A 13,234-nucleotide genomic window follows, 5' to 3' on the forward strand; every position below is an offset into this window, starting at 1 on the left:
CTGCTCATACGCCTCCGCCGTGACATTGGCGTGTGCGGCCAGGTCGGCGGGGGGCGCGAACCTGCGTTCTTCCTTCAGCAGGTTGGCCAGGCTCTTGTTACTCATCAAGACTCCGTCGGGGTCGGTCGGGCGGTCAGCGGCGGCGGGATCAGCCCGCGAGCGGCCAGGTGGGCAGGGACTTGTCCTTCCAGGTGGCGTTGGCCACGCCCGCGAACGAGCCGTACCAGGCCAGCACCGCGGTGACCAGGCCCGCCCAGCCGCCGGCGTGCGACACCCCGGTGCTCTGTCCCAGCTCTCCGGCGGCGAGCAGCACGAAGGTCAGCGACAGCACGGTGAACACGGCGAGCAGGACACCGTTGATGCGGGTCGCGACGACCGTCATGTAGAGGGTGAAGATGGCCCAGGCGAGCAGGAACAGGCCGGTGGCCTGGTTGGCGTGGGCCGGCGGCAGCTTCGGGGCGACGAACTGGACGTAGGCCGCGAAGGAGAGCCAGAAGCTGCCGTAGGAGGTGAAGGCCACGGCGCCGAAGGTGTTGTTCTTGCGGAACTCCCACATGCCGGCGAGCACCTGGGCGATGCCGCCGTAGAACAGCGCGAGCGGCAGCACCACGGCCTCCAGCGCGCCGTCCTTGATCAGGCCGGCGTTGAAGACGGAGAGCACGAAGGTGGTGAGGGCGAAGGCCGCCAGGCCCAGGGGACCGGGGTCGGCGATCTTCGGGGCGGTCGGCTGGGTGTCGGTCATGGTGCGGTCCTTGGGTCGAAGGGGGCTCGGACACGGGTCCCGGAGCCGGTGGCGCGGAGCGCGGACGCGCCGACGGCACGCAGGGCGGCGTACGCCGGGCTGCGGGTCTGTGCCGGGGGTCGCGAAACGCGCGGACGGACAGGAGGGGCCCGGCTGCCACTCCCGTCCGGGAGCGCTTGCGCGGTGCCTTCTCTGGTCGGTTACTGTGCGGCACGCGTGCCGCGCCGGGGAGTCCCCGTGCGGAACTTGTCGATCAGTGGCGGCCGTTGCGCGACGAACGGACGGGGACCGGAGACGAACGGTCGCCTTCCGGCGCCGAGCGGTCCGCGGCACCCGCCGCCAGCGCCTCCGGCAGGTGCAGCCGGGCCAGCATCACGGAGGCCACCGCGGGCACCCTGCCGGGCGTGAGCAGGGAGACGCCCACCATGGTCAGGAACGCCGCCGGAACGCTCCAGGCCGCGGGCTCGGCGAGCAGCGCCCCCGCCCAGCCGTGGCCGCCCACCCCCAGTAGCGTGAACGTCAGGGCCCCCGCCGACAGCCCGCCGCCGACCAGCATCCCGGCGACGGCGCCGGCCGCGGTCAGCCGCCGCCACCAGATGCCCAGCACCAGCAGCGGACAGAACGTGGAGGCGGCCAGCGAGAAGACCAGGCCGACCTCGTGGGCCACGGACATGCCGCTGCCCGACAGCAGCAGCGCGATCCCGCAGGGCACCACGACCGCTGGCGCGGCGGCCCGGCGAAATCCCCGTACGTCCCCGCCGAACAGGTCCTGCGAGAGCACGGCGGCCACCGACAGGGCCAGCCCGGAACAGACCGACAGGAACGCGGCGAAGGCGCCCGCGACCACCAGCGCCGTGAGCAACTGGCCCGTGGCGCCCGGCACCAGCCGTCCGGGCAGCAGCAGCACCTCGGTGTCCGCCCGGTCCGCCGCGGCCAGGCCGGGGGCGTAGAGCCGGCCGAGCCCGCCGTACACCTCGGGCAGCAGGTAGAAGACGCCGAGCAGACCGAGGACGCCCACCGTCGTGCGGCGGGCGGCGCGGCCGTCCGGGTTGGTGTAGAAGCGGGCGGTGACGTGCGGCAGGCCCATCGTGCCGAGGAAAGTGGCCACCATCAGGGAGTAGACGCCGTAGAGCTCCTGCCCGCCGCCGTGCCCGGTCGCGGCGTGCGCGGCGGGCACGGGGGGCGGCGGACCGCCCGCCGGGTGCCAGACGCCGCGCCAGACGAGCAGCAGGACCAGCGCCGGGACCGCGAGCGCGGTCAGCTTCAGCCAGTACTGGACGGACTGGACGAGCGTGACGCTGCGCATGCCCCCGGTGACCACGCTCACCAGCACCACCGCGGTCACCAGCACGGTGCCCGACCAGGCGGGCGCGCCGAGGGCCGTGTGCAGGGCGAGTCCCGCGCCCAGCAACTGCGGCACCTGGTAGAGCAGCCCGATGAGGACGACGAACACGGTGGCCGTCCGCCGCACCGCCATCGAACCGAGGCGTGCCTCGGCGAAGTCGGAGACGGTGTAGGCCCCCGACCGGCGCAGCGGGGCGGCCACCAGGACGAGCAGCACCAGATAGCCGGCCGTGTATCCGATGCCGTACCAGAGCATCGTGCTTCCGTAGGCCGCCAGCAGCCCGGCGATGCCCAGGTAGGAGGCGGCCGAGAGGTACTCGCCGCTGACGGCGGCCGCGTTGCGCAGCGGCGAGACCGTGCGGGAGGCGACGTAGAAGTCGGGGGTGGAGCGGGACCGCAGGCCGTAGCCGCCGATGCCCACCGTCACGGCCACGACGAGGAGGACGGCGGTCAGGTTCGCCGGCGCGTTCATCGGCATGCGTTCATGAGCGGCGGACGTGTTCGTCGAAGTCGCGTTCGTTGCGCTCGGCCCGGCGGACGTAAGCGGCCCCGGCCGCCACCAGCAGCGCGTACACGGGCAGTCCCAGGACGAGCCACGGCAGTCCGGCGCCCCACGGCCGCGCCCAGTGCGGCACCGTTATGTGCCCGAGCAGCACCGGCAGGGCGGCCAGCGGCAGGAAGACCGCGGCGCAGACCAGCAGCCCCAGCCGGAGCTGGGTGCGCATCAGCTCCTTCATGTACACCTCGCCGAGCGGGGTCTGCTCGTGGATGTCGCGCACCGCCGCGTCCCGCCGGCCGGGCCGGGCGGCGCGGGTACGGGGGTGGGTGACGCTCACGCGCCGGGACGGGTCACCCATGTGCGGCCCTTCCGCGCGGGGCGCCGGAGGGGGACAGCATCAGTTCGCGCAGCCGGCGGCTGCTGCGGCGGCTGACCGGGAGCACGGTGCCGGCCACCCGGACCGACAGCCGCCCGGAGTCGGCCAGCAGTTCCTCGATGTGGCCGGTGGCGACCAGGTAGCGGCGGTGCACCCGCACGAATCCGGCGTCCTGCCACTGCTCCTCCAGGCTGGACAGCGGGGCCCGCAGCAGACAGCTCCCGGACGCGAGGTGGAGGCGCACGTAGTCGCCGCACGCCTCCACGTGCCGCACCTCGGAGCGCTGCACGAAACGGGTCACGCCGGATATCTCCACGGGGATCGTCTCGTCGCCGGCGGGTGGCCGCGCCGGGGGCGCGGGCGGCACGGGCGCGGAGGGCGGCCCGGGGGCGGGTTCCCCGGGCGCGGGGGCCGGCGTCCGCCGCTCGGCGATCCGCCGGACGGTCTCCGCGAGCCGCTCGGCGCGGACGGGCTTGAGCAGGTAGTCCAGGGCCCGCACCTCGAAGGCGGGCACCGCGAAGTCGTCGTAGGCGGTGACGAACACGATCAGCGGCGGCTCGGCGAAGCGGGACAGGACCCTGGCCACCTCCAGCCCGTCCAGGCCCGGCATCCGGATGTCGAGGAACACCGCGTCCACGGCGCAGTCCTGGGCCAGCGCGCGGTCCAGGGCCAGCAGGGCCGCGGCGCCGTCCGCCGCGCATTCCACGGGGCCGACGCCCTCGTTCAGCCCGAGCAGGTAGACCAGCTCGTCACGGGCGTGTGGCTCGTCGTCGACCACCAGGATGCGCAGCATGCGAGAAGATGAACATTCCACACATAGTTGGTCAATCTCTTGAGGCGTGTGGGATTGGCCACATGTGTGAGGGGTTTGTTTCAGTCGAGTGCTTCCTGTATGAGGGACAGTTGCTCTCCCTCGGCGACCGGCGGAGCCGTCACCCCCGCCCGGTACTTGGGCACCCGAAGGCGCACCTTGGTGCCCGCCCCGGGCGCGGTCTCGACCACCAGCCCGTACGCGTCGCCGTAGACCCGTCGCAGCCTGGCGTCGACGTTGCCCAGGCCCACCCCGCCCGAACCGCTGCCGCCCGACGCGGCCTCCCCGCCCGCGACCAGGATGCGCCGCAGCTTCTCGGGGTCCATGCCGGCCCCGTCGTCCTCCACCGTGATGTGTGCCTCGGCACCCATGTCCCACGCGAGCACCGTGATCCGTCCGGGCCCGGTGCTGCCCTCGAAACCGTGCCGCACCGCGTTCTCGACCAGCGGCTGCACACACAGGAAGGGCACCGCCACCGGCAGGACCTCCACGGCCGCCTGGACGTCGACGCACAGCCGGTCGCCGAACCTCGCCTGCTCCAGTACCAGGTACTGGCCGATCGAGCGGAACTCCTCCGCCAGCGTGGTGAACTCGCCGTGCCGGCGGAACGAGTAGCGCGTGAAGTCGGCGAAATCCAGCAGCAGTTCACGGGCCCGCTGCGGATCGGTCCGCACGAGCGAGGCGATCGCGGTCAGCGCGTTGCACGAGAAGTGCGGCGAGATCTGCGCGCGCAGCGCCCGCAGCTCGGCCTCCACCAGGCGGGTACGGGAACGGTGCATCTCCGCGAGCTCAAGCTGGCCGGAGGTCCAGCGCGCCACCTCGCCGGCGGCCCGGACCAGGCCCGCCGACATCCCCGGGGCGTAGGCCAGCAGCGCGCCCTCGACCCGGTCCTCCACCACCAGCGGCGCCACGACGGCCTCCCGCAGCTCACAGCCCAGCTCGCCGCACCACACCCGGTCCGCCTTCAGCACGGCACTCCCACCGCCGGCCAGCACGTCCTTCGCCAGCTCCGCCGCGGCCGCGGCATGGTGCCGCCCGCCACCGTCCCAGGCCAGCAGCCGCTCGGTGTCGGTGAGCGCGAGCGCCGGGGCGCCCAGCAGCTCGCGCAGATGGCGCCCGGCCGCCGCGGCCGACGTCTCGGTCAGCCCGCCGCGCAACGCCGGCGCCGCGAGGGAGGCACGGTGCAGCGCCTCGAAGGCCGCCTGCCCGGCCCGCCCGTCGAATCCGGTGTGCCGGCGCAGCCGCCCGGGCCGCCAGAATACGTCTGCCATACCGACAAGGTAGCCCCCCGGGCGGGACACCGGGGCCGGTGATCAGGGGGCCTTCCCGGCGGCCCCTCCCGGCGTCGTCAGCAGCGTCCACGGCCGCGGCTCCGCCAGGGCCAGCCGGGGTCTGCGGACGGCCCAGTGGCGGACCGCCGCCGTCATCGCGTCGGCCGGGTCCCGGACGGGGCGGGTCGGGACGAAGGGGACGGCCATGCTGGTGTAGCCCTGGAACATGGCCAGGAGCTTGACCGCCTCGCTCTGGAAGGGGGAGAGCCAGCGGTCGGCCAGCGGGAGGAAGAAGCGGGTCCAGGCGTCCGGGGAGATGATCGGGGGCCGGGCGACCGGCGGGGCGCCGTGGGCGGCGCGGAAGGTGTTCAGCGCCGTGCAGGTCACGTCGATCAGGGTGGCCAGGCGCAGGCTCGCGGGTCCGGCCGCCACGGTCTCGGTGCGGACGCGGCCGGGCGGTGAGCCGAGGGCCGCGTCCGCGATCGCGGCGGCGACCTCGTCCACGGGGCTGATCTCCGCGAAACCGTCCGGGTCGCCGACGACCACCGCGGCGAGGCCCGACACCAGGGCGTGCAGCAGGGTGTAGGGGCCGGAGAAGCGGGCGATGCGGCCGTCGCCCCGCCGGCCGACGACCAGCGGGGGGCGGACGATCGTCAGGGGGCCGGGGTGTTCCTGGCGGACCACCTCCTCGCACAGCGCCTTGGACCACTCGTAGCCGTTGCGGTAGCCCTCGAACTCCGCGCCGCCCGCCGTCCGCTCCCGCCGCTCCTCCGGCTCCCTGGCCACGTACGCGGTGGACACGTGCACGAGGTGGGTGTCGCGGCCGGCGAGGGCGAGGACCGCGCGCAGCGGCTCCACATTGGCGGCGAGCGCCTCGGAGCGGGTCATCGTCCAGCGGGTGGAGGCCGCGGTGTGCACGATGACGTCCCAGTGACCGCCGAGTTCCGCCGGCACCGGCCGCCGCCCGATCGGCCAGGGCACGAGGCCGGCGTCCGTCGCGCGCCGTGCCGTACGCACCAGGACGTGCGGGGGCGCGTCGGCGGCGCGCAGGGTGTCGACGGTCTCGGTGCCGATCACACCGGTGGCACCGGTGACGAGGATGCGCATGGTTCCGTCTCCGAGCGGGCGCGAGGGGTCAGGGGGTGGGGGAGAGGACGAGGCAGGCGTTCTGCCCGCCGAAACCGAAGGAGTTCGACAGCACGGGGGCCGGACGCACCGTCCGGGGCGAGCCGGTGACCAGGTCCACGAGGTCCGCCTCCGGACTGCGCAGCGTGTTGGCGATCGCCGGGACCAGCCCCGCCGACGCGCAGCGCAGCGCCAGCGCCGCCTCCAGCGCGCCGGAGCCGCCGATGAGATGGCCGGTGACGCCCTTGAGCGCGGTGACCGGCGGGGACTGGCCGCCGAAACAGCGGTCGATCGCGGCGGCCTCGGCCCGGTCGTTGAGCAGCGTGGAGGTGCCGTGCGCGTTGACATGGCCGATGTCCCGCGGCGCCAGCCCCGCGTCGGCGAGCGCCGCGCGCATACAGGCCGCGGCGACGGAGCCGTCCTCGTGCGGGGCCACGATGTGGAAGGCGTCGCAGTTGTCCGCGTAGCCCGTGATCTCCCCGTGGATGACCGCCCCGCGCGCCACCGCGAGGTCCCAGCGCTCCAGCACCAGCATCGCCGCGCCCTCGCCGACCACGAACCCGTCGCGGTCCTTGTCGAAGGGCCGGCTGGCCAGCCGGGGCTCCTCGTTGCGCAGGGACACCGCCCGCATCCGGGCGAAGCCGCTCATGATGACGGTCGTGACCGGCGCGTCGGCACCGCCCGCGAGCGCCACGTCCAGCTCCCCGTACCGGATCTTGCGGGCCGCCTCGCCGAGCGCGGTGGTGCCGCCGGCGCACGCGGTGGCGTACGTGGTGCACGAGCCGCGGAACCCGAACCGCATGGCGATCCGGCAGGCCGGCGAGTTGGTCATCGTCCGGGGCACGGTGTGCACCGGCATGCCCATCGGGAAGCCGCCGTGGTCGAGCGCGGTCGCCTCCATGCTGGGCAGGCCGCCGATGCCGGTGCCGAGCTGCACCCCGGTGCGGTCCGGGGCCAGATCGCCGGGCAGCCGGGCGTCGGCCACGGCGTCGGCCGCCGCGCACACCGCCAGCATGGTCACCCGGTCGATCTGCCGGGCCTCGCGGCGGGTCAGATACGCCCCGGGCTCGAACGGCGGCACCAGGCACGCGAAACGCACGGGTACGGCGTCGGCCGCCAGCCGGTCGACCACCGCCGCCGTGGACCTGGCCGCGAGGAAGGTCCGGTACGCCTCCTGAGGCGTGTTGCCCGCGGGCGACTTCACCCCGATGCCGGTGACGGCCACCCGGAACCGGCCGCGCGCGTCCCGGGCGGTCATCGCGACGCCGCCAGCCGCGTCTCCAGCAGGTCCACGGCCTGGCCCAGGGTGTCGGCGGCCGTCAGGTCCCCCACCGGGATGCGCAGCCCGAGGGCCGACTCCAACCGGGAGCCGATCTCCATGAGTTCGAGGCTGTCGATCCCGAAGTCGTCCAGCAGGCTGGTGGCGGCGTGGAGTTCCTCCGGCTCGGTGCCGATCACGTCGCAGACGACGGTGCGCAGCAGGAGGTCGAGCTGTTCACGGGTCCGGGTGGGCATGGGGGTTCCGTTCTCCTTCGGCGCGGCGCGGACGGGCGTCGCGCTCATCTCTCGGTACACCGGGCCGCGGCCTCGGCTGTGGCGTGGTCCAGGGCGGCCAGCGCCTCCGCCACCTCCGGAAGGCCGCAGGCGAGCGAGGGCAGCAGGCGCACGGTGGTGGGGCGGCTCAGACAGGGGGAGACCAGCAGTCCGGCGTCGGCGAGCCCGAGGACGACGTCGCCGGCCAGGTGCGGGGAGGCGTAGTCGACGCCCCACAGCAGCCCACGGCCGCGCACCTCGCGCACCGCGTCGGCATGGCGCCCGCGGAGCCGGGCGAGTCCTTCGGACAGTGCGTCCGCCAACTCCCGCCCGTGACCGGCGAGCCGCTCGATCGCCGCCAGGGCCGGCGGCAGCGCGGCGCAGGCCAGCGGATGGCCGCCGAAGGTCGCCGAGTGCAGGAACGGGTCCGCCTCCAGCGGCGCGTACAGCTCTTCGGAACACACCACCGCCGACAGGGGTACGACGCCTCCGCCCAGCGGTTTGCCGACCAGGACCGCGTCCACGGGCAGCCCCTCCGCGAGCGCGACCGACCGCTCGCCGCAGCGCCGCAGCCCGCACTGGATCTCGTCCGCGATGACGAACACGCCGTGCCGCCGGGCGTCCGCGCACCAGCGCCGCAGTACGGCCGGGGACAGCGGTACGACGCCGTTCTCGCCCTGCACCGGTTCGAAGACGACGGCCGCCAACTCCCCCGACGCCGCGGCACGTCCGACCGCCCCGGCGTCCTCCGGGTCCGCGTGCGCCACGTCGATCACGCTGCCGCGCAGCCCGCTGCGGAAGAGCGGGCTGTGGGTCAGCGCCAGCGCGCCGGTGGACTTGCCGTGGAACCCGCCGCGCACCGCCAGCACCCGGCCGCGCCCCGACGCCAGCCGGGCCAGCTTGACCGCCACCTCGACCGCGTCGGCGCCGTTCAGCCCGAAGTACACCTTCGGCAGGGCGTCTTCGAAGTACCGCACCAGGATGGCGGCCGCCCGCGCCGTCACCGGGTTGGCGAGGCTGCGGGTGGCGGTGGGCAGGGTGTCCAGCGCCCGGCGCACGCCCGCCACGACCGCCGGGTGCCGGTGGCCGAGCAGCGGCACGGCGTAGGAGCCGAAGTCGAGCACGCTGCGGCCGTCCGAGAGGGTCACCCGACACCCCTCGGCGCCGACCTCCACCGCACCCCGTCCGGCGAAGCTGCCGGTCAGGGCGAGCCGGGGCGAGAAGTGCCGGCGGACGAGGTCGAAGGTGCGCCGGGCGTCGGGGAGTTCGCCCTCCCGGCCGACCGCCGCGGCCGGATCCCCCGTCACCGCGGCACCCCCGTGTCCGCCGCCCCCAGCCGTCGCTCCAGCGCCCGCAGCATCTGCGCCGCGTTCTCCCGCAGCGCGTCCGAGGCGACCGGGTTGAGCATCTCGGCCAGCAACGGGATGCCGATGTCGAAGTCGACCCGCAGGGACACCGTGCTGTGGCCCTCCCCGGCCGGCGTCACGGCCCAGTGGCCCGAGAAGTCCCCGAGGTCGCCCGCGACTTGGCGGAAGTCGAAGCGCCGCGCTCCGTGGTCGAGCACCTCCGCCTCGGTCCACCGCAGGACCGAGCCCTTGAGCCGGACCGACCAGGCCGTCGTACGGTGCCGGGCGTCGCCGCGCTCGACCACCGTCACCGATTCCACGTTGTCCATGCAGCCCGGATAGGACTCGACGTCGGCCACGGCGGCCCAGGCCTGGTCGGGCGGGGCGGCGATGCGCAGTTCCACGTCAACTCGGGGCATGCGGAGTCCTCTTCTCGGGCGCGCGCGACGGGGCGGCGGCGGGCTGGGGGAGCAGGCCGGCGTGGCGGCCGAGTGCCTCGGCCAAGGCGGTGTCCAGGGCGCGCGGCAGCAGGGCGCGCAGCAGCGCGCGGCGGAGCGGGCGGCGGTGGGTGAGGGCGTAGGACTGGGGGACCAGGCCGCAGCCCAGCTCCACCTTCGGCGTGTACGCGGTCTGCGCGAAGCGGATCCGGGCGCAGCCGGACTCGATCGCGAGCCGGATCGCCGCGTAGTGCACGGCGTGGTACAGCCGTGCCTCGTGGGCGATCCGGTAGTCGAGGCCGATCCGCGCCCCGGTCGCACCGGTGCCCCGGAACAGGCACAGCAGAAAGGCCACCAGCCGGTCGCCCTCGTACGCGCAGACCAGCGCCCGCCGGGGTTCGGCGGAACCCGCCAGGGCGGTGAGGAAGGAGGCGTCCAGGCGGTCCAGCGTCTGGTCAGCGCGGGCCATCACCTGTTCGTACAGGGCGAGTACGTCGGGAACGAGCGGCGCGAAGTCCTCGACGATCTCGATGCGCGCGCCCGGCCAGGTCTCGAACTTGCGCAGTTTGCTGCGGGCGTTGCGCCGCGGCCTGGGGGGCAGCGCGCGCAGGTACGCCTCGAACGACGCGTGCCCGAGCCGCAGTTCGGTGTCCGGCAGGGCGCGCGTGAAGAAGTACCCGGATCTTTCCAGCTCGGGCCGCAGCCAGGCGAGTTCCTCGTCGCCGAAGTCCTTGAACACGATGGTCCCGAGCCCCGCCCGGGCGGCCACCTCCCCGGCCGCCGACACGAGCGGCCGCACGGCCTCGGGCGGCAGCGGACCGGCCGCCGCGATATGGCCCCGGCCCAGCAGATGGCCGCAGAACAGCATGGGCACGCGCAGCAGCCCGGGGCACAGGGCGCGCAGCGGCCGCAGCCGCCGGCGCTCGCGCGGGCCCACCACGTCGTCCAGGCGCAGCCCGGGGAAGAGGCACAGCGGCAGCACGGCCACCACCTCGCCGCCGCGGCGCAGCAGGAGGTAGCGGTAGCCCTCGGGGCCGAGGTGGCCGCGTTCCATCGCCGCGAACACGCCCTGGGACCACAGCGGGTCGTCCGCCGGTGCCAGTCCCCGCCACACCCCCGGCGGTACGGCGTGGACGGTGTCCGCGACCTCGACCCGGTAGGGCGCTCCGGCCGGGGCGGGCGGCGGTTCGCCGGGCCGCGGTGCCGCGCCGCGCTCTCGCCTCATGGGTACCTCCTCAGCGGGTGGGGCCGACGGCCGGGGGCCGTGCGCGCCGTGTGGTTCAGCCGATGCGCAGCCGGGCGCCGGCGAGGTGGTCCCGCAGCGGCCCGGCCATGCGGTGGCGCGACGGCGGGTGGAAGGCGAGACCGGAGGCGGCCGAGGCCAGGTAGGTGCCGTCGGGCGAGCCGATGAACGCGCTCCCGCCGAGGGCCGACAGACACCGGGGCGTCGTGCGGGCGATGGCGTCCTGCGCCGCGTACCGGGCGTGCAGCGCCCGCACCAGCAGCGTGTCGTCCCACGCCTGGGTCTCCATGGCCGTCGCCACGGCCTCCACGGCGAGCATGGCGGCCTCGACGTCGACCAGGAACGGCGCCGGATCGCCGCCGTAGCCGCCCGGTCTGGCCAGCACCCGTTCGACCAGGGCGCTGGCCACGCCCAGGTATCCGGCGGTCAGCAGGAGTTCGAACCAGAGGAAGCCCGCGACATGCAGCGAGTCGGGTACCGCGTCGGCCGTGACCTCGGTGGCGACGACCATCTGCGGGTCCAGTTCCACGTCGGTGAGCACCACCTCGTCGCTCTCGGCCCCGGCCAGCACCGGACTGCCCCAGAACGGCCGCACGGCGAGCCCCGGGGTCTTCGCCGGTACGAGCGCCACCGCCAGCCGCTCCACCCCGTCGTCCCCGGTGAGCGCGACGGAGGCGGTGAGCAGGTCCATCGAACGGGAGAGGCTGCACGGTTTCTTGCTGCCGTTCAGCACCATCCGGCCGCCGCGGAGTTCGGCCCTGATGTGCGGGCGCAGGATGTTCTGGCCGGTGTTGCCCTCCGCGAACCCGGAGGCCAGCAGCAGCCGTTCCCGCGCGACGGCCGTCAGCAGCAGGCCCTCGGTGCCGGTGCCGTGCTTCGCGGCCTCGATCAGGCCGGCGACCGAGAAGTGATGCATGGTGGTGGCGACCGCGAGGGACGGACACCGGGCGCCGACGGCCCGCTGCGCCCGGACCGCCTGGAGCACGGTGGCACCGGCGCCGGAGTGCTCGGCGGGCACCAGCAGCCCGGGGCCGCCCGCCTCGCGGAACGCCCCGATCGCGGGGCTCGGCACGCGCTCCAGCTCGCTGAGCGGATGAGCGGCGAGCGCGGTGTCCAGGCCGGGGAGCAACCGGTCCAGCACGGCGCGTTCGGTGTGCAGGAAGTTCACGGACGTCCCTTCTGTGGGCCGCGGCCCGACGGGGGCGCTCAGCCCGAGGTGACGAGGGGCAGGCGGGTGAAGGTCCGCAGGCTGATGCTGTCCCGGCGCACCGGGCGGCGGGCGTGCGCCAGGGCGGGAAAGCGCGCGAGCAACTGCCGTACGACCGCGGCGCCTTCGAGGCGGGCCAGCGCGGCGCCCAGGCAGTGGTGCGCGCCCGCGCCGAAGCTGAGCACCCGGATGTCGGGCCGCAGCACGTCGAAGGCGTCGGGGTCCGGGTGCCGGGCGGGGTCCCGGCCGGCGGCGGCGAGCACGGTGGTGATGTTGCCGCCCTGGGGGATCGCGACGCCGCCCACGGTCAGCGGGCGGGTGGCGATCCGCTCGGTCATCCGCACGGGCGTGTCCCAGCGCAGCGACTCCTCCACGGCGTTGGGCACCAGGGCCGGGTCCTCGCGCAGCAGGGCGAGCTGGGCGGGATGGCTGAGCAGGGCGTGCACGGTCAGTCCGAGCAGCCCCGCGGTCGTCTCGAAGCCGGCCACGAACACCAGCAGCAGCAGGTCGAGCATCTCGCTCTCGCCGAGCCTGCCGTCGTCGCTGCCGAGCGCCGCGAGCAGCGCGGAGACCAGATCGTCGGCGGGCTCGCGCCGGCGCCGGGCGACCAACTGGGCGAAGTACCCGCGCAGGGCGGTCACGGCCTCGTCGGCGCGCTTCCAGTCCTCCTCGGTGCGCACCGGCTCCAGCAGCCGGCTCGCGTCCTGCCCGTAGTGGTGGAACCGGTCCTGGTCCGCGTGCGGGACCCCGATCAGATCGCCCGCCACGGCCACGGGCAGCGGGTATCCCACCATCTCCTGGAAGTCGGCCGCGCCGCCGTCACGGGTGGCGTCGGCGAACTGGTCGAGGAGCGCGGTGGTGGTGGACTCGATGCGCTCCGCGAGGGCGGCGATCCGGCGGGCGCCGAACCGGTCGGCCACCAGCCGCCGCAGCCGCACGTGGTCGGTGCCGTTGGCGCGCAGCAGCGAGGAATAGAAGAACACGGCGGCCGGATGGTCCCGCCAGTCGGGCAACTCCGTCTCGCACCAGATGAGGTCGGGAGTGAGGCAGGAAGGGTCGCTGAGGACCTGCTGGCAGTCCGCGAACCGGGTCAGGAAATAGGTGTCGAGCTTCTCGTGGTAATAGACGGGGGCGATACGGCGCAGTTCGGCCAGTGCCGGAAAGGGGTCTTCCTTCCCCTCGGCAGTGAACAGCGACGAAAGCAGCGTTTCCGAATCCACCGTTGCGGCCTTTCCGGCCATCCGGTCCGGGAGCGGAGTGGCACGCCGCCAGTATGTCCTGCCGCTGGTCCGGCTGCCAT

The 13,234-nt window shown here is 74.6% G+C and carries 13 protein-coding genes; all 13 read right to left on the minus strand.

Features of this window, described 5'->3' with window-relative positions; genetic code table 11:
* Positions 1–148: 148 nt before the first annotated feature.
* On the minus strand, positions 149–742 hold the full coding sequence (locus AB0927_RS19520) for an acetate uptake transporter (protein WP_366668874.1): 594 nt from the start codon (positions 740–742) through the stop codon (positions 149–151).
* A 253-nt stretch (positions 743–995) separates the two neighbouring features.
* A complete protein-coding gene (locus AB0927_RS19525) occupies positions 996–2,558 on the minus strand; it encodes a cation acetate symporter (protein ID WP_366669012.1) in 1,563 nt (520 codons plus the stop codon).
* Positions 2,559–2,568: 10 nt separating this feature from the next.
* Positions 2,569–2,943, minus strand: coding sequence for a hypothetical protein (locus AB0927_RS19530; RefSeq protein WP_366668875.1), 375 nt, complete (start codon positions 2,941–2,943; stop codon positions 2,569–2,571).
* Complete coding sequence (locus AB0927_RS19535; RefSeq protein ID WP_366668876.1) at positions 2,936–3,754, minus strand: LytTR family DNA-binding domain-containing protein; 819 nt, start codon at positions 3,752–3,754, stop codon at positions 2,936–2,938. The genes AB0927_RS19530 and AB0927_RS19535 overlap by 8 nt, the downstream gene beginning before the upstream one ends.
* 80 nt (positions 3,755–3,834) lie before the next feature.
* Complete coding sequence (locus tag AB0927_RS19540; protein WP_366668877.1) at positions 3,835–5,043, minus strand: histidine kinase; 1,209 nt, start codon at positions 5,041–5,043, stop codon at positions 3,835–3,837.
* A 42-nt stretch (positions 5,044–5,085) separates the two neighbouring features.
* Complete coding sequence (locus AB0927_RS19545; protein WP_366668878.1) at positions 5,086–6,150, minus strand: SDR family oxidoreductase; 1,065 nt, start codon at positions 6,148–6,150, stop codon at positions 5,086–5,088.
* 28 nt (positions 6,151–6,178) lie between these two features.
* Positions 6,179–7,426 carry a beta-ketoacyl-[acyl-carrier-protein] synthase family protein gene (locus AB0927_RS19550; protein WP_366668879.1) on the minus strand — a complete coding sequence of 416 codons (1,248 nt, stop codon included), beginning with the start codon at positions 7,424–7,426 and terminating at the stop codon, positions 6,179–6,181.
* Positions 7,423–7,683, minus strand: coding sequence for an acyl carrier protein (locus tag AB0927_RS19555; RefSeq protein WP_366668880.1), 261 nt, complete (start codon positions 7,681–7,683; stop codon positions 7,423–7,425). The genes AB0927_RS19550 and AB0927_RS19555 overlap by 4 nt, the downstream gene beginning before the upstream one ends.
* Before the next feature lie 44 nt (positions 7,684–7,727).
* The gene (locus AB0927_RS19560; protein ID WP_366668881.1) at positions 7,728–9,008 is read right to left on the minus strand and encodes an aminotransferase class III-fold pyridoxal phosphate-dependent enzyme; all 1,281 of its coding nucleotides are present in this window, start codon (positions 9,006–9,008) and stop codon (positions 7,728–7,730) included.
* Positions 9,005–9,466 carry an aromatase/cyclase gene (locus AB0927_RS19565; protein WP_366668882.1) on the minus strand — a complete coding sequence of 154 codons (462 nt, stop codon included), beginning with the start codon at positions 9,464–9,466 and terminating at the stop codon, positions 9,005–9,007. Before AB0927_RS19565 ends, AB0927_RS19560 begins: the two co-directional genes overlap by 4 nt.
* Positions 9,453–10,709, minus strand: a complete 1,257-nt coding sequence (locus AB0927_RS19570; RefSeq protein WP_366668883.1) for a GNAT family N-acetyltransferase — start codon at positions 10,707–10,709, stop codon at positions 9,453–9,455. The genes AB0927_RS19565 and AB0927_RS19570 overlap by 14 nt, the downstream gene beginning before the upstream one ends.
* 55 nt (positions 10,710–10,764) lie before the next feature.
* Positions 10,765–11,895 (minus strand): acyl-CoA dehydrogenase family protein, encoded by a 1,131-nt coding sequence (locus AB0927_RS19575; protein ID WP_366668884.1) that lies wholly within the window; start codon positions 11,893–11,895, stop codon positions 10,765–10,767.
* 38 nt (positions 11,896–11,933) lie between these two features.
* Complete coding sequence (locus AB0927_RS19580; protein WP_366668885.1) at positions 11,934–13,154, minus strand: cytochrome P450; 1,221 nt, start codon at positions 13,152–13,154, stop codon at positions 11,934–11,936.
* Between the last annotated feature and the right edge of the window lie 80 nt (positions 13,155–13,234).

The organism is Streptomyces sp. NPDC048106 (assembly GCF_040706415.1).
Lineage (GTDB): Bacteria > Actinomycetota > Actinomycetes > Streptomycetales > Streptomycetaceae > Streptomyces.